We start from the raw sequence: 21,665 nt of genomic DNA, 5'->3' as shown, positions 1-21,665 counted from the left end.
GCTGTACTTATGAAACCGGCACTCGTAGCGTCGAGGAGTGCTCCCAACGTTCCTCACCGGCCTCGGCTCGGCCGCCTCCCTCATCGTCGCCATCGGCGCCCAGAACGCGTTCGTGCTCCGTCAAGGGCTGCGGCGCGAGCACGTGCTGCCGGTCGTGATCATCTGCGTGCTCAGCGACGCGCTGCTCATCGCCGCGGGAGTCGCGGGCATCGGCGTGCTGGTGAAGAACGCGCCCGTCGCCCTCCAGATCGTGCGCTGGGCGGGCTTCGCCTTCCTCGTCGGCTATGCCGTCTTCGCAGCGAGACGTGCGCTCAAACCCGAATCGCTGAACGCCTCCGGCGCCGTCGCCGGATCGCTCGCCGCGGCCATCGGCACGTGCCTCGCGATCACGTGGCTGAATCCGCACGTGTACCTCGACACCGTGCTGCTGCTGGGCTCGCTGTCCGCGTCGCACGGCGACCCGGGCCGCTGGGTGTTCGGCGCGGGCGCCGCGACCGCCAGCCTGCTCTGGTTCGGGCTGCTCGGCTTCGGCGCGCGCTTCGCGGCGCCGGTGTTCGCCAAACCGGTCGCGTGGCGCATCCTCGACGGCGGCATCGCCGTGCTGATGCTGGTGCTGGCCGTACTGCTGGTGATCTGAGCCGCCTCGCGCCTCCGCGACGAAAGCAACCAGACAGCCGGACATACGAAAAGGCCGCCCGATTCGGGCGGCCTTTCCGGTGGTGGTGGAGCTAAGGAGATTCGAACTCCTGACCTCTTCGATGCGAACGAAGCGCGCTACCAACTGCGCCATAGCCCCGGGGAACTGCTTAGAAACAATAGCACCCCACGCGCACCGAGTCGAAATCGAGCACGGCTCAGCTGGCGGCCCGGCGACGGCGCAGGACGGCGTCCAGATCCATGCTCCCGGTGTCCACGTCGTCGAGCACGCCCATGCTCGCGTACCGGCTCGGGACGGGCTCCGGCGCGACCGCGACGGGCGCGGCGGCGACCGGCGAACCAGCCACCGCGACCGGCGCGACACCGACAGGTGCCACAGCCGCCGGAGCGGCCGCCACGACCCGCAACGGCACCGGCTGCGGCGCCGGCGGGGCGACCTCCGCCGCCTTCCGCTCGAACTCCGCACGGGCCGCGGCCCGCCGCAGCTCGGCCGCCGCATCCACCGAGGCCATGGCCGCCGCGGCGACCGTTCCCGGCGACAGGTGCAGCGGCTTCGGCAGCGGGCGCGGCGTCCAGCTCTGCTTGAGGCGCTCCTGCACCGGCAGGTCGTGCTGGGCGTCGTCGTACAGCTCGGGCGCGATCGGCGACGTGCGCACGAGCGGCTGAGCGGAGGCGACGGGACGCTGCGGGCGCGCCAGGCGACCGAGCATCCAGCCGGAGAGCATCACGGCGCCGGCGGAGGCGACCGCCAACAGCCAGGCGCCGGTCTCGAAGAGCACCACGGCGCCGCTGACGAGGCCGGTCAGCCCGGCGACGAGCACGAGGGTGCAGATGGCCCGCGCGCGGCGCACGCGTCGGCGGCGCTGGGGAGACATCGGGATGGTGGTGGCCGCGTTCGCCATCGCGCGGGCCCGCTGGGCGGCTGCCGCCCGGGCGGCGCGCTCCATGGCGATCGCCTCGGCGGCGGCGCGTTCGGCCTCCTCGGCCGCGCGGCGGCGCTCCTCCGCGATCGCCTGCTCGCGGCGGGCGTGCGCGGCGGCCTCGGCGCGTGCCGCAGCGAGGGACTTCTGCTCGGCGCGGCGCAGGATGCGCTGCTGCTCCGCGACCGTGCGTGCGGTCGCCTCCATGCGCACCTCGTCCGGCAGCTCGCTGGTCTCGGCGAGGATGCGCAGGGTCTGCTGCAGCCGCACCGCGTTGCGCTCCGTCGCGATGTACTCGCGGCGGCGCAGCCACACCGGGACGAGATAGGCCAGCCAGAGAGCGGCCGCGAGCGCGACGACGACCCCACCGCCCATCACATCCCCGTTCATGCCTCTACGGTAGGGGCGGCGGCCGCCCGCGCCCGGTCAGGCGGAGGGGTGTGTCACGCGATCCAGAGTTCTTTCAGGAGACGCGGCGGGAGGCTTCAGCGGTAGCTTCAGCGATGGCGCGCCACCGGCAGCGGGATCGCCGCGGCCGCGCGGTCCTCGGCCGGGATGCTCGCCGCATCCGCCGGCACGTTGCCGTCGAGCCAGCGGCGCAGCACGCCCTGGGTCAGCTCCTCCGACACCAGCCCGAAGCAGAAGTGGTCGCGCCAGTCCCCGTTGATGTGGATGTAGCGGCGCCGCAGCCCCTCGTAGCGGAAGCCGAGCTTCTCGACCACGCGCAGGCTCGGGCCGTTCTCGGGCCGGATGCAGATCTCCATCCGGTGCAGGCCCAGCTGGTAGAAGCAGTAGTCGGTCGCGAGCGCCACCGCGGTCGGCGTGATGTTGCGGCCGGCGAACTCCTCCGCGATCCAGTAGCCGATGGTCGCGCTCGAGAGGGAGCCGTAGGCGATCGACGACACGTTCAGCTGGCCGGCGAGCTGGCCGTCCCACTCCACGATGAACGGGAGGCCGTGGCCGGCGCGCGCGTTCCCGAGCAGCGAGCGGATGCTCGCCCGCGTGTCGAAGGAGCCCGGCGAGTATGGGCTCGTCGCCTCCCACTGGCGCAGCCAGCCGCGGTTGTCGAGCAGCGAGCGCTCGAGGGCGCGCGCATCCCGCAAGCGGATGGGGCGCAAGCCCACGCGGCCCTCGGTGAGGGTGGGGACCACGATCGCCACGTACTCCTCCTTCGGCCGGCTGTCAGAGGTCCCGGGCGGAGAGCGTCTGGATGGGACCGGTCGGGTCGGCCGGCATCTCCTCGACGATCTCCACGGGCTCGTCCTCCAGGCCGGACGCGAAGTCGCGCAGCCACGGGCGCAGCTCGGGGCCGAGGTCCTCGCGGTCGACGGCGAGCTGCACGATCGCCTTGATGTAGTCGAGCCGGTCGCCGGTGTCGTAGCGGCGGCCGCGGAAGACGACGCCGTAGACGCCGCCGGTCCAGTCCGGGGCCTCGGCCATCGACTGCAGCGCATCCGTCAGCTGGATCTCGCCGCCGCGTCCGGGCTCCGTGCGCTCCAGCACGTCGAAGACCTCCGGGCGCAGGATGTAGCGGCCGATGATCGCGTAGTTGGAGGGCGCGTGCTCCTTGTCCGGCTTCTCGACCAGGCCGGTGATCCGGACCACGTCGTCCTCGTCGGTCTCCTCGACGGCAGCGGCTCCGTAGAGGTGGATGGAGTCGGGGTCGACCTCGAGCAGGGCGACGACGGTCGCGTGCCGCTGGGCCTGGACGGTCAGCATCCGCTTGAGGAGGTCGTCGCGCGCGTCGATGATGTCGTCGCCGAGCAGCACGGCGAAGGGCTCGCGGCCGACGTGCATCTTGGCGCGCAGCACGGCGTGGCCGAGACCCTTCGGGTCGCCCTGGCGCACGTAGTGCATGTCGGCGAGGGCCGTCGAGTACAGGACCTTCTGCAGGCGCTCGGTGTCGCCCTTCTTGGTCAGCGTCTCCTCGAGCTCGGCGTTGCGGTCGAAGTGGTTCTCGAGGGCGTTCTTGTTGCGGCCGGTGACCATCAGGACGTCGTGCAGTCCCGCATCCACCGCCTCCTCCACCACGTACTGGATGGCGGGCTTGTCCACGACGGGAAGCATCTCCTTGGGCATCGCCTTGGTCGCCGGGAGGAACCGGGTACCGAGGCCGGCTGCCGGGATCACTGCTTTCGTAACGCGGTCGTGATTAGCCATGCCGCCTACAGTATCCGCATTTCAGCGGAGCACAGGATGGCATCTCCTAGGATTGCCGTATGGATCCGGACACTGCCGCTCATCGCAAGCGCGCCCTGCGCGCGGAGCTCCGCGAGCGCCGGCAGAACCTCACCACGACCGAGCGACAGACGGCGACAGCCGGGATCACCCGCAACCTCGTCGACCTCGCGACGGACCTCTCCGCACGCTCCGTCGCCGCCTACCTCTCCACCCCGATCGAGCCCGACACGCGACCGTTCCTCAACTGGGCGCACGCCCAGGGGATGCGCGTGCTGCTGCCGATCTCGCGCGAGGACGGCCTCCTCGACTGGACCACCGGCGACGGCGAGACCGAGACCGAGGGCCTGTACGGGCTCCCGGAGGCGGTCGGCGAGCTGCTCGGACCGATCGCGATCAACGACGTCGACCTCATCGTCGTCCCGGCCGCCGCCGTCGACGCGACGGGGATGCGGATGGGCTGGGGCCGCGGGTACTTCGACAAGACGCTCGGCAGCATGGAAAAATGTCCCCCGGTGTACGCGGTGCTGTTCGACGGCGAGCTCGTCGACGAGGTGCCGCGCGAACGCCACGACCAGCCGGTGGACGGCGCGGTCACGCCCAGCCGGATCGTCCAGTTCACCTGAGCCGCCGATCCACCCGGCTCCACCCGACTCCACCCTGAAGCGCAGCGGAAGAAGAATGCCCACCTACTCCTACTCGTGCCGCGACTGCGGCCACGCCTTCGACATCCAGCAGGCCTTCACCGACGACGCCCTCACGGTCTGCCCGAACTGCGGCGGATCGCTGCGGAAGGTGTTCGGGACGGTCGGCGTGACGTTCAACGGGTCCGGGTTCTACCGGACGGACTCGCGCGGCGGGGGGAAGAAGTCGGACTCGTCGTCGGGCTCGGGGTCGTCTGGGGCGTCATCCTCCGGGTCGTCTTCGTCGGGCTCGTCTTCCTCGGGCTCCGGCTCGTCCGCTTCGTCCTCGTCCAGCTCCTCCACCTCCTCGAGCCCGTCGACGTCGTCGTCGGGTTCCGCCGCGTAGAAGGGTCCGTCCGGTCATGCTCAAAGGATTCAAGGAGTTCATCCTCCGCGGCAACGTGATCGACCTCGCGGTCGCGGTCGTCATCGGTGCGGCGTTCACGGCGGTCGTGACGTCCATCGTCAACAACCTGATCAATCCCCTCATCGGCGCGTTCTTCAAGTCGAGCACCCTGGACAGCGCGATGGTCGTGACCCTCAACGGGTCGGACATCAAGTTCGGCGCCGTACTCGGGGCGATCATCAACTTCCTGATCGTCGCGGTCGTCGTCTACTTCGTCTTCGTGTACCCGCTGAACCAGGTCAAGCAGCGCGCCGAGCGCCTGCGCAAGAAGGGCGTCGTCCAGCCCGACAAGCCGATCACGGAGCTCGACCTCCTCTCCGAGATCCGCGACCTCCTGCAGGCGCAGCAGTCCCCGCCCCAGCCCACGGGCAAGCACGCCGACCCCCTGACCTGACGCCTCCCGCGCGCCTCGCGCCGCGCCTCGCGCGACGAGTCGTGAGTAGTTGCGCGAATCCCGCGGGAGTTGCGACAACAAGTCACCACTCGTGGATGCTCCGTCCCTCCCAAGGGCTTCCCCCTCCTCGAAGTGCACGTAGTTGCGCTCGACACGCCGTGCGAGTGCACAACAACGTGCACCTCGACGATCTGGCGCCACCCGCAGGAGCGCACCTGTCCTGAAGTGCACGTAATTGCGCTCGACACGCCGTGCGAGTGCACAACAACGTGCACCTCGGCGATCCGGCCCTCCTCGCCGGAGCCCACCTCCGCTGAGGTGCACGTAGATGCGGGCGACACGCCGTGCAGGTGCGCAACAAGTGCACCTCGGCGAAACGGGAGGGGGTCGCGGGGCGCGCGCTACCAGTGGGGCGGGACGTCGCGGCGGAGGCGCTCGTCGTTCGAGCCCCAGGCGGGAGCGTCGTCGGAGTCGGGCGCGGCGCCGGCGGCGCCGGCTGCGGCCGGCTCGTCGCGCGGGGCGACGCGGGGCGCCGGGTCGGTTCCGGGCGCGCCGGGGCGTTGCACGCGACGGTTCCGCCGCCTCCCGGGTGTCTCGCTCATCGCATCCAGCCTAGAACGGCCGGCCGCGCGCAAGCCAACCGCTACGACAGCGTCGGCAGCGTGATCGGCGCGGTCTCGGCGTCGGGCTCCGCCTTGCCGATGAGCGCCGCGACGCGGCCGGCGACCGCGTCGGGGTCGGCGAACAGCTCGAAGCTGTGCACGCGGAGGTAGTGCCAGCCGAGGCGGCGCAGCACGTCCGGGCGCAGCCGCAGCGACTCGCGAAGGCTGCCCTTCGATACGTCCTGGTCCGTCTCGACGACGACCGCGCGGCCCTGGTGCGAGGCGACCAGCGTGAGCTTCCCGCGGTAGCCGAGCTGCACGTCGAGGCCGCGGCGGGCGAGCCGCTTGGCCAGGTCGAGCACCATCGGGTCCGCGTCCGGGCTGAGGTACTCGGGCGCCGCCGCCTGGATCTGGTCGGCCTCCCCCAGCACCTGCGCGAGCGCGGCGATGCCGTGGCGCATCCGGGACTCGTCGATGTCCTCCGGCTTGAAGCACGAGACGATGTCCATGCCGCGGCGTCCGCGGGTCATCCCGACCGCGAGCAGGCGGTCGCCGCCCGGCTCGGCCAGCGCGCCGAAGTTGGAGAGCAGGCGTCCGTGCGGGGTGCGCCCGTAGCCGATGGAGAAGATGACGCGGTCGCGGCTCTGGCCGACCGACTGGTCGAGGGTCACGACGGTGAACGGCTCCGCGCGCTCGCCCAGGATGAAGTCGGCCAGCTCGGTCCGCTTGGCGAACGCCGCCAGCACCGCCTGGTTGACGCGCACCGCGTGCCGTTCGCTCGCGGTGATGACCATGAGGGATTCGCGCGGCCGCTCGGTCGCGTGCGCGAGCACCAACTCGACCACCTTGGCGACCTCGGCGTCCGTCGACTCGACGGCCCCGGTGTCGCTGTCGGGCATGCCCTGGCCGCCGGTCACGTAGTGCAGCGCGAGGCTGCCGTGACCGAGGTAGGTCCCCGCCCACGGGAGGGAGTCGATCATGCCGCCGTAGAAGCGGCGGTTGACGAGCTCGGCGAGGTCTTCGCCGCCCGCGCGGTAGCTGCGGCTGAGCGTGTACACCGGGAGCAGCTCGGAGAGCCGGCTGAGCGCGGAGTCCGCGTGCAGCGCATCCACGTCGACGTCCTCGACCGTCGTGCCGTACTCGTGCACGCCGATGTCGAAGCGCGACGGGGTCTGCGTCACCGGGTCGCCGAACGCGACGACCTGCTTCGCGCGGCGGATGACGGGGACGTTCTCGGCGAGGCTCGACGCTCCCGCATCCACGAGCAGCACCGCGTCGAAGCCGACCTCGCGGCCGATCGACGGGACCTCGTAGGGCGAGATCAGCCACACCGGCGCGAGCGGGCGCGCCAGGTGCGGCGCCGCCTCGTTGAGCGTGGTCGCGGTCGGGATGCTCGACTTCAGCAGGCGCTTCAGCGCGGCCGCCTCGTCGGGCCAGTCGACGATGCCGATCTTCCAGGTCTCGGCGAGCATCCACGCGAGCTGCTTGCCCGTCGCCGAGGCGTGCGCCTCGTCCACCAGCCGGAAGTCGGCCTCCAGCCGGTCGAGCACACCCGTGTTGGCGCTGAGCAGAGCGCGGTCCGAGGCGAGCAGCGACTCGAGCACCGACTGCCACCAGGCGAGCTCCAACTCGGCGCTGACCTGGCTCTCGGGCACGTGGCGGATGGAGAGGTCGGAGATCAGCGGGTCGAGCTCCAGGTCGCGCAGCTGGGTGAGCAGGGCGGTGCGCTCCTGCAGGTTGGCCAGCACCTCGGACTCGGCCGCAAGACCCGCGACCTGGCGGGTCAGCTCCTCCACCGGCAACGCGGCGAGCGACTGCGGGGTGCCGGTGCGGCGCAGCGGGATGTCGAGGCGCGCCAGGTCTTCGGCCACGCGCTGGTAGGCGACCTGCACGTCCGCGATGCCGACCGGCACCTCCGGCACGACGCCGGCGACGGCGAAGCGGTTCCACAGGATGCGCTGCTGCTGGATGCGCCGCAGGCTCTCGTTGAGGTCGGTCACATGGACGCCCGGGCGCACGTACTCCAGCGCGTGCTTGCGCAGGCGGCGACGGTTCGCGCTCGACATCGACGGCGACTCGCGGCGGGATGCGGTGGCCGCGATCAGCTCGGTGAGCGACCGGTCGAACACCGACGGAGTGAACTTGTCGAGCGTCTCGCGGATGTCGAGCAGCAGCCGCAGGTACACGCCCAGCTCGGCGATGGACGCGAACGGACGCATCCGGGTCTGGCCGATGAGCGCCTGCGCGCGGTCGATCAGGCGCGGCAGCTCGGCGCGGTTGAGCTTTTTGGCGAGCTCGTGGGCGGCCTTTCCCTCTTCCGTGGTGGTGAAGGAGGCGCCGTACCAGGGCGAGTCGTTGGGGCCGTAGCGGAACTCGCCCAGCCGTGCGGCGCGGATCAGCGCGTCGGCGGACGCGTCGCGGTCGCGTGCGAGCGCCTCGATGGCGTGGCGCCCGAGACGGGCGGTGGTGGACGGCGGCGACGGCAGCAGCGACAGGCGCGACAGCTCGCGCAGCGCATCCAGCACCGACACCCGGAGCACGGGGTCGCGGCGGGTGAGGGCCGCGCGGTAGTCGACGAGTACCTTGCGGAGGCGCACGAGCGCCTCGTCGACGTCCGTGACCTTGGGCTGCGTCGCCTTCTCGTTGCGGGCGATCGACTGCACGAGGTCGCGACGCAGGGTGCGCGGGGTGACCGCGAGCCCGGGCAGCCCGGCCTTGGTCAGCCGCTGCGCGATGTCGTCGAGGCTGGAGCGGCGCGGGCTCACCACGAGCACGCGCTTGTGCTGCGACACCAGGGCGCCGATCGCGTTGACGATCGTCTGCGTGCCGCCGGTGCCCGGGAGGGTCTTCACGACGAGCGAGTTGCCGGCGGCGATCTGGGCGACCACGTTCTCCTGCGTCTCGTCGGCGTCGAGCAGCAGGGTGTCGGTCGCGGGCGGGCGCTCGTCCTGGCGGATGGGCTCCATCGGGTTGAACGCGCCCTCGACGGTGGTGCGCGCGGTCGGGTTGCCGGCCAGCGCATCCAGCAGCACGGTGTCGAGGTCGCGGGCCTCCTCGCTCAGCGCGGGGGCGACATCCGCGAAGGACGAGGCCACCAGACGCGGCTGCACGTTGAACCACGGCAGGTGCGAGGTGAGTCCGCGCAGCCGGTCGATCACCGGCTGCGGCTTGAAGACGCCGTTGGACACGGCGAGCGCCACGAACGCGTCCGCGTCGAGCGTGATCTGGAACTGCTCGTTGAGGGCGCGCGCGAGCTCGGGGTTGAGGAACGTCTGCCCCTTGAGCTTCAGCTCGAAGTCGCGGCCGTAGCGGCGGATGGCGAGCGGACGCAGCAGGATCGGCGCGAAGTACTCCTCGGCGCCGTGCCGCCACTGGGCGAGGCCGATCGCCAGGTGCACCGACTCGATGCCGCGCACCGAGCGCAGCTCGATGCCCTTCTGGGTGATCGCGTTGGCGGCGGCGCGTGCGGTGCGCAGCGCCAGCTCGTCGCGGATGAGGCTCGACAGCAGCGTGCTCTGGCCGGTGATGAACTGCGGCAGGCCGCCGGGATGCGTGGTGCTCAGCTCGATGCGGGTGCGCGGACTGTCCTCGAAGTGGAGCAGCGGGGAGTCGCCCCCGATCGCCGCGATCTCCTCCCGCCAGCGCCGCCACACCGGCTCGGCGATGTTGCCGGCCACGAGGGCCGGGTCGCCGAGGCTGAGGGCGTGCGGGGAGGTCGTCGTGCGCGGGTTCAGGGCGTCGTCGTCTGCGATGTCCGACGTCGCGTCGTCATCGTCGGTCTTCCTGTCCAGTCGCCACACACGGACACCCTACGTTCACTTCCGCGGAATCGCCGGGAAATCGCGCGGGTTTCGTGTCAATATCACGCCGGGATGCGTGAGCGCGAGTCCCGGCGTGGAGGCGTGCTCAGCGCAAGCGGCTCTCCCCGCGGAGCGGCGCATTCACTTCGACGGCGTGGGTGACGGAGTCGGCGACGGCGTCGACGTGGAGGTCGAGGTCGGCACCGGGACGGGCGTCAGCGTCCCGTACGGCTGCAGCGCCTGGGTGACGACGGGCACCTGCAATCCGACCGAGTTGCCGCCGCTGGTGACCGACACCGTGGTCAGCGAGCCCGGCTTCGCGTCGAGCCCGGTGACGAGCGTGGTCTCCGAGGGCGGATCGCCGAGCTTCTTGGTGGCGCGCGCGGGGATCGACACCTGGATGGTCTGGCCGCCGGTCGGGATGATCGTGATCTCCTGCGCATCCGTCTGGCTCTGGTTGATCAGGGTCATCACGAGGTTCGCGCTGTCGTCCTCGCCGGTCACCAGCACCGCGTTGCCGACGTAGACCTCGCCGACCGTCGCGCTCGCGCCGACGATGGCCGACTCGATGTAGAGCGTGTCCTGGGGCGCCCACAGGTCGCACGCGGTGAGGCCGGTGAGCGCGCAGGCGGCGACGGCTCCCGCGGCGATCGTGCGGCGGAGCGCCGTGCGGCGAAGCTGCGGTGATCGGAACGACATCATCCACCTCCGGGAGACCAGCGTGGCGCCACACTATCCTCGCGGCGGGCCGTTATGGAAGACGCTTCGCGCCCCGCAGAGCGACGATCCCGATCACCCCGCACAGCAGATAGAGGGACGCCTGCACATCCAGGATCGGCACGATGTCGCCCGAGTCGGCGAGCAGGCCGCCCAGCAGCAGGCCGAGCGCCTGCGCCGCCCCGTCGAGCGTGGTCACCGCCGCGATCACGCGCCCGAGGGCGCGCGGCGGCACCTCGGTCTGCACGAGCGTGATCTCGCCGGTCGCCGTGGTCACGGCCGGGAGCCCCATCGCGATGAACAGCCCGCAGTACACCCAGAGCGCGGTGGTGAACGGCGCGAGATTCCAGGTGAGGAGGGAGAGCATCCCGAACACCAGGTACCCGCCGCCGATCAGCGAGCGCGGTCCGAGACGGCGGGCGAGCAGCCCGGTGACAAGTCCGCCGAGCACCCCGCCGATGGCCTGCACGCCGCGGATCACGCCGGCGCCGGTGTCGCCCGCGCCGAGGTTCTGCGTGACGTAGACGAGGAACAGCACGAGGAAGAGGCCCTGCGCGACCCCGCCGAGCGCCGCGATGAGGGCGAGGATGCGGAGCGTTCCCGAGCGCGCGATCAACGCGATCCCGTCGGCCCACTCGCGCAGGATGCGCCGCTCGACCGCCACCGCGGGCTCGCCGTCGGCGCCTGTTTCGCCCGCACCGTCCACCCCGAGTGGATGCGGCCGGCTCAGCGCCACGAGCCCCGCGGTGATCACGTACGACGCCGCATCCGCCACCACCACGCCCGGCAGCCCCCAGATGGCGAACGAGAGTCCGCCGAGCGGCGAGCCGATCAGCCGGGCCAGGTTGTCGCTGACCGCGATCAGCGCGTTGGCGCGGGCGAGCTGGTCGGCTCCGACCAGCTGTGGGGTCATGGCCTGCCGGGCCGGGTTGATGACCGCGCCGAGCACCGCCTCCACCGCCGCGACCGCGTAGACGATGCCCATCCGGTCGGCGCTCGCCGCCAGCAGCGGGAGCAGGAACAGCCCCTGCAGCACGGCGACGATCACGATCGTGCGCCGGTGGTCCCAGCGGTCGACGAGCACCCCGAGGAAGCTGCCGACCAGCAGCATCGGCACCAGCTCGACCAGGAAGACGGTGGAGGCGCCGAGCGCCGAGCCGGTCGCCGAGAGGGCGAACAGCGGCAGGGCGATCCGGAGCAGCCAGTCGCCGGTGTCCGAGACGAGTCCGGCCGACCAGACCAGCGCGAAGTCGCGGCGCAGCAGCGGGGACGGCGAGCGCTTCTGCGCGGGCACGGTGGTCATGAGTCCTCCTCCGCGACGCGGGACTCCGCGAGCCGCTCCTCCGCGACGCGGGACTCCGCTGGCCGCTCCTCCGCGACCCGCGCCGCCGCGATCGCGTCCGGGTGGCGGAACGCGTTGAGGTGCAGCGCGACGACGTCGCTCCCTGCCGGTGCGTCGGTGCGGGTGAGCGCGATGTACGGGCGGATGAGCGCATCCAGCCGCTCCCCCAGCTCGCGCAGTTCGACGGCCGTCAGCTTCAGCGCGTAGCCGCTCAGGATGCTCGCCTCGCGCCACTCCACCGGCTGCTCGTCGCGCTGCGCGATCGCCCGGTGCACCAGCGCGCCCTCGTCGTCGACCTGCCGGTCGGCGAGGGCGCGCTCGACGGTGTCCGCGCCGATCTCGAACTCGGGGTCTTCCGATCGCCCGAAGCTCAGACCGGTCGACGCCGATCGCCAGGGGCGCTCGCGGCCGTCCTCCGCATCCGCCGGCTCGACCAGTCCGACCTTCGCGAGCGCGCGCAGGTGATAGCTGCAGTTGGATGCCGTGGAGCCGACGACCGCAGCGCATTCGCTCGCCGTGCGCGGACCGAACGACATCAGGTGGTCGAGCAGGGCGAGGCGCAGCGGATGCGCGAGCGCCCGCAGCGCGCGGGGGTCGGTGACCGTGGTGCGGCGCTCCGGCCGACCCGATGTGAAAGACATGTTTCAGATCATGGCGTGCTCTTTCTTTCACGTCAAGCGGGAATGCAGGGACCAGGTCTACGTTGTTGACCGATATGAATCAACCCACCCGAGCGAGCGTCGGCTTCCGATCGGAGCGCGGCCCCATCCTCATCGCCCTCATGCTGACGACGGGGCTGGTGGCGATCGACTCGACGATCCTCGCGACGGCGGTCCCCTCGATCGTCCAGGACCTCGGCGGCTTCGCGCAGTTCCCGTGGCTGTTCTCGGTGTACCTGCTCGCGCAGGCGGTGTCCGTCCCGGTCTATGCGAAGCTCTCCGACACCGTCGGCCGCAAGCCGATCGTGCTCGTCGGCATCGCCCTGTTCCTGATCGGCTCGGTGCTGTGCGGGTTCGCGTGGAGCATGCCGGCGCTGATCGCGTTCCGCGCCCTGCAGGGGCTCGGCGCCGGAGCCATCCAGCCGATGTCGATCACCATCGCGGGCGACATCTACACCGTCGCGGAGCGCGCCAAGACGCAGGGCTACCTCGCCAGCGTCTGGGCGATCTCCTCCGTCGTCGGACCGACGCTCGGTGGCGTGTTCTCGCAGTTCCTGTCGTGGCGCTGGATCTTCTTCGTCAACGTGCCGCTCTGCATCCTGGCCGCGTGGATGCTGATCCGCAGCTTCCACGAGAGCATCGAGCGCCGCAAGCACCGCATCGACTACGCGGGCGCTGTACTCCTGACCGGCGGCACGACCCTGCTCATCCTCGCCGTGCTCGAGGGCGGACAGGCGTGGGCGTGGAACTCGATCTGGAGCATCGGCGCGTTCGCGCTCGGCGGCCTTCTGCTCGTCGCGTTCGTGCTGGTCGAGCGGCGGGCTACCGAGCCGGTGCTGCCGCTGTGGGTGTTCTCCCGCCGTCTGCTGGTGACGACCACGCTGATCTCGCTGGGCGTCGGCGCCATCCTGATCGGCCTCACCTCGTACGTTCCTACGTATCTGGAGGGCACGATCGGCGTCGCGCCCATCGTGTCCGGTCTCGCCGTCGCCGCGCTGACCCTCGGCTGGCCGATCGCGGCCAGCCTGTCCGGACGCTTCTACCTGCGCATCGGCTTCCGCAACACCGCGCTGCTCGGGATGAGTATCGCCATCGTCGGCGCGATCTCGCTCGCGCTCACCTCAGTGACCCCGTCGGTGCTGTTCGTCGCAGTCAGCTGCTTCGTGGTCGGCCTCGGGATGGGCCTGATCGCGACCCCGACGCTGATCGCGGCGCAGTCGAGCGTCGCCTGGAACGAGCGCGGCGTGGTCACCGGCAGCAACATGTTCGCGCGCTCCATCGGCAGCGCCGTCGGCGTCGCCGTGTTCGGCGCGATAGCGAACTCGATCATCGCGGGCTCGGCGGGCGGCGCGAAGTCGCCCGAGACCATCCAGTCGGCGTCGACGGCGGTGTTCGTGGCGGTGGCGATCGCCACGGTGCTGACGATCGCGGCGGGCCTGGCGATGCCGCGCTCGCGCGTCGAGGACGTCGAGCTGGGACGGGCGCCCGCGACGGCGGAGTAGGTCGGCCGCCCCGCTCAGCCCGGGATGCGCGTCAGCACCACGAACTCGTTGTACGTGAACGCCTTGCCGGCGAACCGCGGCAGCGGGAACGAGTACTCCCGCTCCACCACCAGCCCCAGCCTGTCGGCGAGCCGGTGCAGCCCGGCGAAGTCCGTGAACGCGACGTGCGTCGCGTCGCTCGCGTAGCCGCGCTCCTGCGGCGTGATGAAGAGGACGTGACCGCCGGGCTTCACGTACGGCAGGTACATCCGCACCAGCTCCACCGCGAAGTCCGGGTCCACGTGCTCGACCACGTGCGCCAGCAGCATCGAGTCGAACGTGCCCGGCTTCGCGTACTCGGTCGTCGGGAACTCGTCGCTCGTGAACGACGTCAGCCCGCGCGCCCGCGCGATCGCCACGGACTCGGGGTTGTGGTCGACACCGACCCCGTTGTTGCCGAGATGCGCGAGGTTGCGGCCCAGGCCGCTCCCCACATCCAGCACCCGGCCCAGGTGGAGGCGGCGGATGTTCCAGCGGTAGGGCGCCTGCACGTTGAGGGTGCGGCGCCACCACGACGTGTCCAGGCGGCGCAGCCGCTCCGCGTAGTCGGCGCCGGCGGTGTCGCGGCCGTCCTTCGGGCCGCCGCTCGCGGCGCCGGCGGCATCGTCGGACATCAGCGGGCTCGATCCGTGAACAGCATGCCTCCACGCTAGGCCACGACGCCGCCCGGCACAGCGCCTTCAAAGCAAAAGACCCCTACGATCGTGGAGGAACTGTCCACCGTTCGATGGGATGAGCTGAATGGCAACTGGCAGGGGAACCACGGGTCCCACGAAACGCGACCGCCGCGAGGAGGCGCGCGAGACCGCCAGGAGGATGCGCGAGGAGGCCGCCAAGAAGGCGCGCCGTCGCAAGATCGTCGTCCAGAGCTCCGTCATCGTCGGCATCGTCGCGGTGCTGGCCATCATCGGCGTGGTCGTCTTCACCAGCATGGGACCGGGCGCCAGCGCCGCGAACCCCAAGAACATGGCGAGCGGCGGCATCCTGCTGACCTCGCCCACGCAGGCCACGAGCACGCCCGCCATCCCGGCCGGCGGCAAGCCGACGCCCACCAAGATGGAGCTGAACGGCAAGACCGCGCACATCCAGATCTGGCTCGACTACCAGTGCCCCTACTGCGACCAGTTCGAGACCACCAACAACGCGCAGATCAAGCAGTGGCTGCAGGACGGCTCGGCGACCCTGGAGGTCCACCCGGTCGCGATCCTGGACAGCAGCGCTAACAAGCAGTACTCCACGCGGTCCGCGGCCGCGGCATCCTGTGTCGCGAACTCCGACCCCGACAAGTTCTTCGACATCAACGCCGCGCTCTTCGCCAAGCAGCCGGACGAGCAGACGGGCGGCGGCCTGAGCAACGCCCAGATCCTGTCGATCTTCAAGGATGCGGGCGTCTCGTCGAAGGCGATCACCGACTGCGTGAACAACCAGACCTTCGCGTCGTTCATCACCACGATGACGTCGGACGCGACCGCCAACTCGCAGCTGAAGAACCCGACCTCGGGCGGCTTCGGCACCCCGACCGTGTTCGTGAACGGCGAGCGCTACCAGGGCGGCTTCACCGACGCCGCCCAGTTCGCCGCCTTCAAGGACGCCGCGGTCAAGGACGCCGGCTCCGGCAAGACGATCACCTTCCCCACCGCCTCCTAGCAATCGGTTCCTCACTTAATCCCGGTTTTCGACCCGAAATCGCGGATTAAGTGAGGAACCGTTGGTGGTACGGTGCGGGCATGGAGCGAGTACCGGAGGACGGCGTCGATGGCGTCGAGGTGGGCGAAGGGGATGCGGGCGACACGGCCGGCTGGGCAGACCCGGCTGACGGCGACGTGGACTACGCGCTGAACGACCGGGAGGCGGAGGCCGACTTCGCCGACGAGCTGGTCACCAACGACGCGGTCGCCGGCGAGACGATCTGGTCCGGCCCCGGCGACGGCAACGACGGCCCCACCGGCGGTCAGGCCCGCGAGGCGGAGCCGGAGTACGACGAGCACAGCGACGACGACGTGGATGCGGGCGTGCTCACCGAGGAGGACGTCGAGGAGGAGGGCATCTAGCCCTCCGCGCTAGCCCTCCGCGCTACCCCTCTGCACCAGCCTCCGGGCCGGGCTCCAGCGCATCCACCACCCCGCGCGCGCTGCGCTCGAGGAAGCCGACGATCCGCTCGGACGGCAGGTCGGTGCCGATCGCGCTCTCGACGAGCGCCTCTTCGGCGAACGCGATCCACGACCGAAGCGCGATGCGCAGCAGCTCCGTGTCCGGCACGCCCAGTTCGAGGAACACCGCGTGCACGCGCTCGGCCTGCTCGCCGCGCGCCTCCTCGACCACCGCGCGCACCTCCGTGTCCCCGGAGGCGACGCCGCGCACCAGCGAGTAGAACGTGCCGCTGTGCTCGCGCACGAACGCGACGATCCGGGTGAGGGTGTCGTGGAGGCGCTCCAGCGGCGGCAGCCCGGCGACCGGTTCCGTGGCGTACAGCATGCTGTCGCGCGCGGTGCGGACGACCTCCCGGTGGAGTCCCTGCTTCGACCCGAAGTAGTGGAACAGCAGCCCGCGGGAGACCCCCGCCCGCGCCGACAGCTCCTCGATGGTCAGCTGGTCCAGCGGGTTGTCGGCGAGGAACGCCACCCCGAGGGCGACGAGCTGCGCCCGCCGCTCGTCCGGCGTCAGTCGCGTCCGCCGGTCCGTGTCCATGCGTCGAGCCTATCCGCCGCCCCTCTCCGCGAGAGTGGCGACCTCGACTATTGACACGCGGTCAATAACGTCTAAGCTCGCTCCTGGACCTGACCGCGCCGTGGCTGTCAAGTCCCCCGAACAGGAGGATCGATGAAGTTCCGAAAGCTCGCCGGGTCGCACGCCGGACGGATCGTGCTCGCGGCCGTCCCCGTCGCCGTGGTGTCGACCGTGCTGATGGCCGGTGTCGCGCAGGGCGCCGTGCCCGTCTCGTTCGCCGTCTCCGGCAGCCAGTTCCAGATCAGCGCCTCCAAGCTCGACGGAACCGGCTTCTCCCAGTACGCGGGCGTCGCGCCGGACACCGCCGGCAAGGAGCACCAGGTCGCGATCGCGAACATCAAGTCCGCCACCCTCTCCGACCTCTGCCAGGCCGTCGTCACCGACACCCCGCTCGGCAAGGTCGGCATGCTCATCACCGCGGGAGGCGGCGGCTCCCCCGCGAGCGCGTCCGACCTTCAGATCGGGATGACGGACCTCAAGGGCGACTCGGAGTTCCACAACATCCGCATCGGCGTCGACGCCTCCACCGTGAACACGACGGCCAAGGGCGCCGCCGGCGACTTCGCGCAGGACGCCGACACCGTCACCATCACGAACCTCCAGCAGACCGCGTGGAGCACGCAGGCCTCCGTCTTCACTCTGACCGGCATGCACGTGCAGCTCACCGACGGCTCGAAGGGATGCTTCTGATCGTGGCTGAGCACGCGACCGGCCGCTGGGCGCGCTTCCGCGCCTGGCGGCGCCGTCGCCCGTTCGTGGGCGGCGTCCTCACCGCTCTCGGCGGAATCGAGATGTTCTTCTCGGGACAGCTCGACATCGGCAAGATCCACGTGCAGCTCGGCATCGAGGGGCTGCAGGCGACGATCATCCCGATCCTGCTGGTACTGCTGGGCGTGCTCGTCATCGCGATGCCCGCGCACCGCATCTTCTACGGCGTGATCGCGCTGGCGGTCGCGGTGTACTCGCTCGTCGGCGTGAACCTGGGCGGCTTCTTCATCGGGATGCTGCTGAGCACGGTGGGCGGCATCCTCACCGTGGCGTGGATGCCGAAGAAGGATGCGGTGGACGCGGTGGATGTCCCCGCCGACCGCGAAGGCACGACCGCATGAGGCGCCGCGGCTCGGGCGTCGTCGCCGGCGCGCTGATCGCGTGCGTCGCCGCGGCGCTCGCCGGTCTGGGCGCCGCGCGCGTGCCGTCGTCTGCGCCGGCCGCCCTGTGCATCCCCCTCTTCATGTCGTGCAGCTCTCCGAGCCCGAGCCCCACGCCGTCGCCGAGCTCGACCACCCCGGGCGTGCCCGGCATCCCGAACCTCCCGCTGCCCGGAACCTCCGACGCCCCCGCCGTCCCCGGAGCGACGCCCACCCCGACCGCTCCCCCGGCGCCCGCCGGGCCGGACGCCGGCGCCCCCGTGTTCACCCAGCCGCCCGCGCAGCTGGGCAGCCGGTCCCTGTCGTTCTCGGGGCTGAAGGGCATCAGCGTGGTGACCGTCCCGCTCGCCGACGGCAGCCGCATCCCCGTGCTGAAGATCTCCGCCGACAGCATCACCGTCGACGGGTTCAGCCTGACCGTGCGCAAGGCGACAGGGCCCAAGCTCGCGACGACCGCCGACCAGATGGCGCTGCGCGGCAACGTGAACGTCTACGTGGATTCGGTGACCGCGACCAGCCAGGACGGCAAGAGCATCACACTGGGCGCCGCCACCCCGCCGCCCGCCGACGGCCTGCCGCCGCAGCTGCTGCGCGTCACGCTCGGGCTCGTCGGGGTGACCGCGGACAGCATCCACTTCACGGCACCGCACCAGCACCTGACCGAGTAGCGGTCAGCGGCCCTCCGACCGCTTCCGCCTGCGGCGTTCCCGCCAGGTGAGCGACTCCCACTCCTCGCGTTCGGCGCGGCGACGGGCGTCCGCCTCCCGGATGCGCTGCTCGCGCCGCTCCCTCCAGCGCCGCACTTCCGCATCCACGTCGCGCGTCGGTGTGACCACGGGCGGGCCGCCCTGCAGCTGCCGCCGCGCCTCGACGATCCGCCGGTTGAACGTCTCGAGGTGCTCGCGCACCGCGGTCTCGGACGCGAGCCGGTCGAGCTTCGCGTCGAGCTCCTTGTCCTCGGTGCGCAGCAGGAGCGCGGGAGGGCCGAGCCCGGTGAGCTGCTCGCGCTCGATCTTGCGGCGGATCCACCAGTCCGGGTCGTGCGTCCCGGTGAGCCCGGGCAGCGGCTTGCCCGCCCCGGGGAGGTTGTCGAAGTCGCCTCGCCGCATCGCCTGCTGGATCGCCGTCTCGACGATCTGCGCGCGCTGCTCCATCGACGGCTGCCCGGCGTTCGCCTCCTCCACCTGCTCGCCGCGGGCCTCCGCGTCACGTCGCAGCCGGTAGCGCGCGGCCTCCACGAGCGGGTCGGACTCGCGAGCCGGGCGACGGGTTTCGTCACGGTTGCGGGCCATGTTTTCACTCTACGCCGGGCCTCCGACGCCGCCGCCGACGTGTCGGTGGCCTCCGCTACCGTCGCTTCATGGAGTTCCGCATCGACGTCCCCCAGCCCGTGCTCGACGACCTGCAGCGCCGGTTAGAGGTCGCCATCCTGCCGGAGCAGACTCCCGGTCCGGACTGGTCGAACGGCATCCCGCCGCACGTGCTCGCGGGGCTCGTCGACCGCTGGCGCGACGGCTATGACTGGCGCGCCTTCGAGCGCCGCCTCGACCGCTACGACCAGTGGATGCTCGACCTCGACGGGTGCGCTGTGCACGTCGTGCGCGCGCCGGCCCGCGCGCCGAGCGGTGCGCTGCCGATCGTCCTGACGCATGGCTGGCCGTACTCGTTCGCGTCCATGCTCGACCTCGCCGACCTGCTCAGCGAGGAGCGGGACGTCGTCATCCCGTCCCTCCCCGGCTATGGCTACTCCGCCCCGCTGCCCGAGCCGTACTCGTCCGCCGGCACCGCCCGCCGCTGGCACGCACTGATGACGCGCGAGCTCGGGTACGACCGCTATCTGACCTACGGCGAGGATGTCGGCGCCGGCGTGAGCGACTGGCTGGCGGCCTCCTCTCCCGAATCCGTCGCGGGCATCGTCGCGAGCCATGCCTCCTTCTCTGGGCGCTCGCGCCCCGGCGTCGAGCTGACCGACGAGGAGCGGACTTTCCTGGCATCCGTCGCCTCCCCCGCCGAGTCTGGCTATGCGCACGAGCAGGGCACCCGTCCGGACACCCTCGCCGCTGCGCTCATCGACTCCCCTAGCGGCCTGCTGGCCTGGATCGTCGAGAAGGTCGCCGCCTGGAGCGACGGCGACACCCTCGAGCGCTTCGACGTCGACGACGTGCTGACCAACGTCACGCTGTACTGGGTGACGCGGTCGATCGGCACGAGCTTCCGCCCCTACCGGGAGTCGCCTGACGACGACGAGCTGCATCCCGTCATCACCGTCCCGGCGTCGATCCTGGTGCAGCGGCACGAGGCCGCCTACCCGCGCTCTCTCGCTGAGAAGAGCTACGCCGACATCCGCTCGTTCGACCGGTTGGAGCGGGGAGGCCACTTCACCGCCTGGGAGGCGCCGGACGCGATCGCCGCCGCCGTCCGCGGCCTCGAGGCACACCTCTGATCGTCGCCGGGCCGCCCGAGGTGAACGCATGATGAACGGCCGGAATACGTCGCGTGAGACCGGTTGACATTCCGCGAAAGCGCTTTACTGTGTGCACTAAGCAACCGGATGGCAGGCTGGACCGCAGGGGGCGGGCAGCTGTACTGCATTCCCGGTGCGCGACGGTCGGCTCGGGTGGGCCGACCGTCGCATCGTTCCCGGGGCCTCCCGCACCGCGCGGCCGCTGACTACCCTGGCGTGGTGACCGACGACGAGCACCTGCGGATGGTGCGCGAGCGCTTCGACGACCGCGCCCCCACCTACGACGAGAGTCCGATGCACCGCGGACTCGCTGCGGCAGTCGCCGCGTTCGCGGACCTGGACGGCGTGGATGCGGTGCTCGACATCGCGACCGGCACCGGCCTGGTGCTCCGCGCCCTCCGCGAGCGCGGCTACACCGGCGCAGCGACCGGCGTGGACCTGTCCCCAGGCATGATCGACGAGGCTCGCCGCCACCTGCCCGACGCCGAGCTGCTGGTGGCGGATGCGACCAGCCTGCCGCTGCCGGACGACACCTTCGACCTCGTGACGTGCGTCACCGGGCTGCAGCTGTTCCCGCATCCTGACGCCGCCATCCTGGAGTGGTCGCGCGTGCTGCGCCCCGGCGGCCGGGCGCTGACGGCGACATTCCTGCAGTTCGACCCGTCGCGTCATCGCGCCGCTCCCCCGCCCGGCTACCTGAATCACAGCCCGTTCGACTCGGTCGAGCACCTTGCCGGGACCGTCGCGCCGGCCGGCTTCGCCGTCGCCCGCACGGACAGGTGGACGGATGGCGCCGACGAGCTTCTGATCGCCGAGCTGACGCTCGCGGGCTGAGCGGGCGCGGTTACTGCGTAGCGGGCGCCGGGACCCGTCGGCTATGAAGGGTGGATGCTGACCGGCACCACCGTGGGTCTGAGGGCGCGCTACGAGGATGACATCCCCATCCTGGTGACCGAGCTGTACAACGACGTGGTGAACGGCTCCCGCGCCGAGGGCTCCCCGTGGCGCCCGATCCGTCCCAGCGCCCGGGACCCGCGCCTCATCACGGACGAGTCGAAGGAGGACGTGGTCGCGTTCTCGGTCGTCTCCCTCGCCGACGACGCCCTGATCGGCTCCGCGAACCTCTGGGGCATCGACACCCACAACCGCTTCGCCCACCTCGGCCTCGGCCTCATCCCCTCCGCCCGCGGCAGCGGCTACGGTACCGACGTGGTCGCCGTCCTCTGCCGCTACGGCTTCGTCGTCCGCGGCCTCAACCGCCTCCAGATCGAGACCCTCGCCGACAACCACGCCATGCTGAAGGCTGCCGAGCGCAACGGCTTCGTCCGCGAGGGCGTGCTGCGCCGGTCGGCGTGGGTGCTCGGTGAGTTCATGGACGAGGTGGTGCTGGGCATGCTGCAGGAGGAGTGGATGCGGCGCTCGTAGGG

General features: G+C 71.2%; 24 protein-coding genes and 1 tRNA gene. 13 read left to right on the top strand and 12 right to left on the bottom strand.

All coding sequences use genetic code 11. The annotated features are described in order from the left end of the window. Positions 1–37 precede the first annotated feature (37 nt). The gene (locus tag ACTJI1_RS03990) at positions 38–637 is read left to right on the top strand and encodes a LysE/ArgO family amino acid transporter (RefSeq protein WP_440741626.1); all 600 of its coding nucleotides are present in this window, start codon (positions 38–40) and stop codon (positions 635–637) included. Positions 638–720: 83 nt separating this feature from the next. Here ACTJI1_RS03990 and ACTJI1_RS03985 read toward each other — a convergent pair. From ACTJI1_RS03985 to galU, 4 genes are all read right to left on the bottom strand, one after another. Beyond that, positions 721–796 (bottom strand) — tRNA-Ala (locus ACTJI1_RS03985). A gap of 58 nt (positions 797–854) precedes the next feature. Continuing rightward, positions 855–1,967, bottom strand: a complete 1,113-nt coding sequence (locus ACTJI1_RS03980; protein WP_440741625.1) for a hypothetical protein — start codon at positions 1,965–1,967, stop codon at positions 855–857. 107 nt (positions 1,968–2,074) lie between these two features. Next, complete coding sequence (locus tag ACTJI1_RS03975; protein WP_310130479.1) at positions 2,075–2,737, bottom strand: GNAT family N-acetyltransferase; 663 nt, start codon at positions 2,735–2,737, stop codon at positions 2,075–2,077. 22 nt (positions 2,738–2,759) lie between these two features. Continuing rightward, entirely contained in the window at positions 2,760–3,737 is a 978-nt protein-coding gene (galU, locus tag ACTJI1_RS03970) for a UTP--glucose-1-phosphate uridylyltransferase GalU (RefSeq protein ID WP_310130482.1), read from the bottom strand. A 59-nt stretch (positions 3,738–3,796) separates the two neighbouring features. On the opposite strand from galU, the gene ACTJI1_RS03965 reads away from it, so the two are divergent. From ACTJI1_RS03965 to mscL, 3 genes are read left to right on the top strand one after another with little or no spacing between them, the layout of a single operon-like run. Continuing rightward, positions 3,797–4,381, top strand: coding sequence for a 5-formyltetrahydrofolate cyclo-ligase (locus tag ACTJI1_RS03965; RefSeq protein ID WP_440741624.1), 585 nt, complete (start codon positions 3,797–3,799; stop codon positions 4,379–4,381). 55 nt (positions 4,382–4,436) lie between these two features. Beyond that, positions 4,437–4,784, top strand: coding sequence for an FmdB family zinc ribbon protein (locus tag ACTJI1_RS03960; protein WP_440741623.1), 348 nt, complete (start codon positions 4,437–4,439; stop codon positions 4,782–4,784). Between the two features lie 16 nt (positions 4,785–4,800). Further along, entirely contained in the window at positions 4,801–5,238 is a 438-nt protein-coding gene (gene mscL, locus ACTJI1_RS03955; protein WP_310130489.1) for a large-conductance mechanosensitive channel protein MscL, read from the top strand. A 401-nt stretch (positions 5,239–5,639) separates the two neighbouring features. Here the strand turns inward: mscL and ACTJI1_RS03950 are convergent, their stop codons facing one another. From ACTJI1_RS03950 to ACTJI1_RS03930, 5 genes are all read right to left on the bottom strand, one after another. Then, positions 5,640–5,840 carry a hypothetical protein gene (locus ACTJI1_RS03950; RefSeq protein WP_440741622.1) on the bottom strand — a complete coding sequence of 67 codons (201 nt, stop codon included), beginning with the start codon at positions 5,838–5,840 and terminating at the stop codon, positions 5,640–5,642. Positions 5,841–5,881: 41 nt separating this feature from the next. Then, on the bottom strand, positions 5,882–9,640 hold the full coding sequence (locus tag ACTJI1_RS03945; protein ID WP_440741621.1) for an AAA family ATPase: 3,759 nt from the start codon (positions 9,638–9,640) through the stop codon (positions 5,882–5,884). Positions 9,641–9,781: 141 nt separating this feature from the next. Then, positions 9,782–10,339, bottom strand: a complete 558-nt coding sequence (locus ACTJI1_RS03940) for a hypothetical protein (RefSeq protein WP_310130494.1) — start codon at positions 10,337–10,339, stop codon at positions 9,782–9,784. A gap of 52 nt (positions 10,340–10,391) precedes the next feature. Beyond that, a complete protein-coding gene (locus ACTJI1_RS03935) occupies positions 10,392–11,660 on the bottom strand; it encodes an MFS transporter (RefSeq protein ID WP_440741620.1) in 1,269 nt (422 codons plus the stop codon). Beyond that, entirely contained in the window at positions 11,657–12,340 is a 684-nt protein-coding gene (locus tag ACTJI1_RS03930) for an ArsR/SmtB family transcription factor (protein ID WP_440741619.1), read from the bottom strand. Before ACTJI1_RS03930 ends, ACTJI1_RS03935 begins: the two co-directional genes overlap by 4 nt. Positions 12,341–12,414: 74 nt before the next feature. Here ACTJI1_RS03930 and ACTJI1_RS03925 point away from each other — a divergent pair, with 74 nt between their 5' ends. Continuing rightward, complete coding sequence (locus tag ACTJI1_RS03925) at positions 12,415–13,860, top strand: MDR family MFS transporter (protein ID WP_440741618.1); 1,446 nt, start codon at positions 12,415–12,417, stop codon at positions 13,858–13,860. A gap of 14 nt (positions 13,861–13,874) precedes the next feature. Here the strand turns inward: ACTJI1_RS03925 and ACTJI1_RS03920 are convergent, their stop codons facing one another. Further along, entirely contained in the window at positions 13,875–14,513 is a 639-nt protein-coding gene (locus tag ACTJI1_RS03920; protein WP_440741617.1) for a class I SAM-dependent methyltransferase, read from the bottom strand. A 127-nt stretch (positions 14,514–14,640) separates the two neighbouring features. On the opposite strand from ACTJI1_RS03920, the gene ACTJI1_RS03915 reads away from it, so the two are divergent. Further along, entirely contained in the window at positions 14,641–15,546 is a 906-nt protein-coding gene (locus ACTJI1_RS03915) for a DsbA family protein (RefSeq protein WP_310130506.1), read from the top strand. Positions 15,547–15,626: 80 nt separating this feature from the next. Continuing rightward, positions 15,627–15,950: a hypothetical protein gene (locus ACTJI1_RS03910; protein WP_440741616.1), complete on the top strand. Its 324-nt coding sequence runs from the start codon at positions 15,627–15,629 to the stop codon at positions 15,948–15,950. Between the two features lie 22 nt (positions 15,951–15,972). On the opposite strand, the gene ACTJI1_RS03905 is transcribed toward ACTJI1_RS03910, so the two are convergent. Continuing rightward, positions 15,973–16,587: a TetR/AcrR family transcriptional regulator gene (locus ACTJI1_RS03905; RefSeq protein WP_310130509.1), complete on the bottom strand. Its 615-nt coding sequence runs from the start codon at positions 16,585–16,587 to the stop codon at positions 15,973–15,975. Between the two features lie 132 nt (positions 16,588–16,719). Here ACTJI1_RS03905 and ACTJI1_RS03900 point away from each other — a divergent pair, with 132 nt between their 5' ends. The 3 genes from ACTJI1_RS03900 to ACTJI1_RS03890 are packed head-to-tail and all read left to right on the top strand — an operon-like array spanning position 16,720 to position 18,442. Then, entirely contained in the window at positions 16,720–17,316 is a 597-nt protein-coding gene (locus ACTJI1_RS03900; RefSeq protein WP_310130510.1) for a DUF6230 family protein, read from the top strand. Positions 17,317–17,318: 2 nt separating this feature from the next. Then, positions 17,319–17,735: a DUF6114 domain-containing protein gene (locus ACTJI1_RS03895; protein WP_440741615.1), complete on the top strand. Its 417-nt coding sequence runs from the start codon at positions 17,319–17,321 to the stop codon at positions 17,733–17,735. Beyond that, the gene (locus ACTJI1_RS03890; RefSeq protein ID WP_440741614.1) at positions 17,732–18,442 is read left to right on the top strand and encodes a hypothetical protein; all 711 of its coding nucleotides are present in this window, start codon (positions 17,732–17,734) and stop codon (positions 18,440–18,442) included. The genes ACTJI1_RS03895 and ACTJI1_RS03890 overlap by 4 nt, the downstream gene beginning before the upstream one ends. 3 nt (positions 18,443–18,445) lie before the next feature. Here the strand turns inward: ACTJI1_RS03890 and ACTJI1_RS03885 are convergent, their stop codons facing one another. Further along, a complete protein-coding gene (locus ACTJI1_RS03885; protein WP_310130513.1) occupies positions 18,446–19,066 on the bottom strand; it encodes a J-domain-containing protein in 621 nt (206 codons plus the stop codon). 68 nt (positions 19,067–19,134) lie between these two features. Here ACTJI1_RS03885 and ACTJI1_RS03880 point away from each other — a divergent pair, with 68 nt between their 5' ends. The 3 genes from ACTJI1_RS03880 (at position 19,135) to ACTJI1_RS03870 (ending at position 21,663) form a co-directional block, all read left to right on the top strand. After that, entirely contained in the window at positions 19,135–20,217 is a 1,083-nt protein-coding gene (locus ACTJI1_RS03880) for an epoxide hydrolase family protein (RefSeq protein ID WP_440741613.1), read from the top strand. A gap of 240 nt (positions 20,218–20,457) precedes the next feature. Further along, the gene (locus ACTJI1_RS03875) at positions 20,458–21,072 is read left to right on the top strand and encodes a class I SAM-dependent methyltransferase (protein ID WP_440741612.1); all 615 of its coding nucleotides are present in this window, start codon (positions 20,458–20,460) and stop codon (positions 21,070–21,072) included. 54 nt (positions 21,073–21,126) lie between these two features. After that, positions 21,127–21,663 (top strand): GNAT family N-acetyltransferase, encoded by a 537-nt coding sequence (locus tag ACTJI1_RS03870; protein WP_440741611.1) that lies wholly within the window; start codon positions 21,127–21,129, stop codon positions 21,661–21,663. Positions 21,664–21,665: the final 2 nt, after the last annotated feature.

It is taken from the genome of Leifsonia sp. 22587, assembly GCF_052044215.1.
Taxonomy (GTDB): Bacteria; Actinomycetota; Actinomycetes; order Actinomycetales; family Microbacteriaceae; genus Leifsonia; species Leifsonia shinshuensis_C.
The sequence above is the reverse complement of the archived record's forward strand: the minus strand, read 5'-3'. Positions and strand labels throughout refer to the sequence as shown.

Coding starts and splice junctions, on each gene's coding strand:
- ACTJI1_RS03870 (WP_440741611.1), top strand. CDS start 21,127: ATGCTGACCGGCACCACCGTGGGTCTGAGGGCGCGCTACGAGGATGAC.
- mscL (WP_310130489.1), top strand. CDS start 4,801: ATGCTCAAAGGATTCAAGGAGTTCATCCTCCGCGGCAACGTGATCGAC.
- ACTJI1_RS03965 (WP_440741624.1), top strand. CDS start 3,797: ATGGATCCGGACACTGCCGCTCATCGCAAGCGCGCCCTGCGCGCGGAG.
- ACTJI1_RS03925 (WP_440741618.1), top strand. CDS start 12,415: ATGAATCAACCCACCCGAGCGAGCGTCGGCTTCCGATCGGAGCGCGGC.
- ACTJI1_RS03960 (WP_440741623.1), top strand. CDS start 4,437: ATGCCCACCTACTCCTACTCGTGCCGCGACTGCGGCCACGCCTTCGAC.
- ACTJI1_RS03940 (WP_310130494.1), bottom strand. CDS start 10,339: ATGTCGTTCCGATCACCGCAGCTTCGCCGCACGGCGCTCCGCCGCACG.
- ACTJI1_RS03890 (WP_440741614.1), top strand. CDS start 17,732: ATGAGGCGCCGCGGCTCGGGCGTCGTCGCCGGCGCGCTGATCGCGTGC.
- ACTJI1_RS03905 (WP_310130509.1), bottom strand. CDS start 16,587: ATGGACACGGACCGGCGGACGCGACTGACGCCGGACGAGCGGCGGGCG.
- ACTJI1_RS03885 (WP_310130513.1), bottom strand. CDS start 19,066: ATGGCCCGCAACCGTGACGAAACCCGTCGCCCGGCTCGCGAGTCCGAC.
- ACTJI1_RS03980 (WP_440741625.1), bottom strand. CDS start 1,967: ATGAACGGGGATGTGATGGGCGGTGGGGTCGTCGTCGCGCTCGCGGCC.
- ACTJI1_RS03920 (WP_440741617.1), bottom strand. CDS start 14,513: ATGTCCGACGATGCCGCCGGCGCCGCGAGCGGCGGCCCGAAGGACGGC.
- ACTJI1_RS03915 (WP_310130506.1), top strand. CDS start 14,641: ATGGCAACTGGCAGGGGAACCACGGGTCCCACGAAACGCGACCGCCGC.
- ACTJI1_RS03910 (WP_440741616.1), top strand. CDS start 15,627: ATGGAGCGAGTACCGGAGGACGGCGTCGATGGCGTCGAGGTGGGCGAA.
- galU (WP_310130482.1), bottom strand. CDS start 3,737: ATGGCTAATCACGACCGCGTTACGAAAGCAGTGATCCCGGCAGCCGGC.
- ACTJI1_RS03935 (WP_440741620.1), bottom strand. CDS start 11,660: ATGACCACCGTGCCCGCGCAGAAGCGCTCGCCGTCCCCGCTGCTGCGC.
- ACTJI1_RS03900 (WP_310130510.1), top strand. CDS start 16,720: ATGAAGTTCCGAAAGCTCGCCGGGTCGCACGCCGGACGGATCGTGCTC.
- ACTJI1_RS03950 (WP_440741622.1), bottom strand. CDS start 5,840: ATGAGCGAGACACCCGGGAGGCGGCGGAACCGTCGCGTGCAACGCCCC.
- ACTJI1_RS03880 (WP_440741613.1), top strand. CDS start 19,135: ATGGAGTTCCGCATCGACGTCCCCCAGCCCGTGCTCGACGACCTGCAG.
- ACTJI1_RS03930 (WP_440741619.1), bottom strand. CDS start 12,340: ATGTCTTTCACATCGGGTCGGCCGGAGCGCCGCACCACGGTCACCGAC.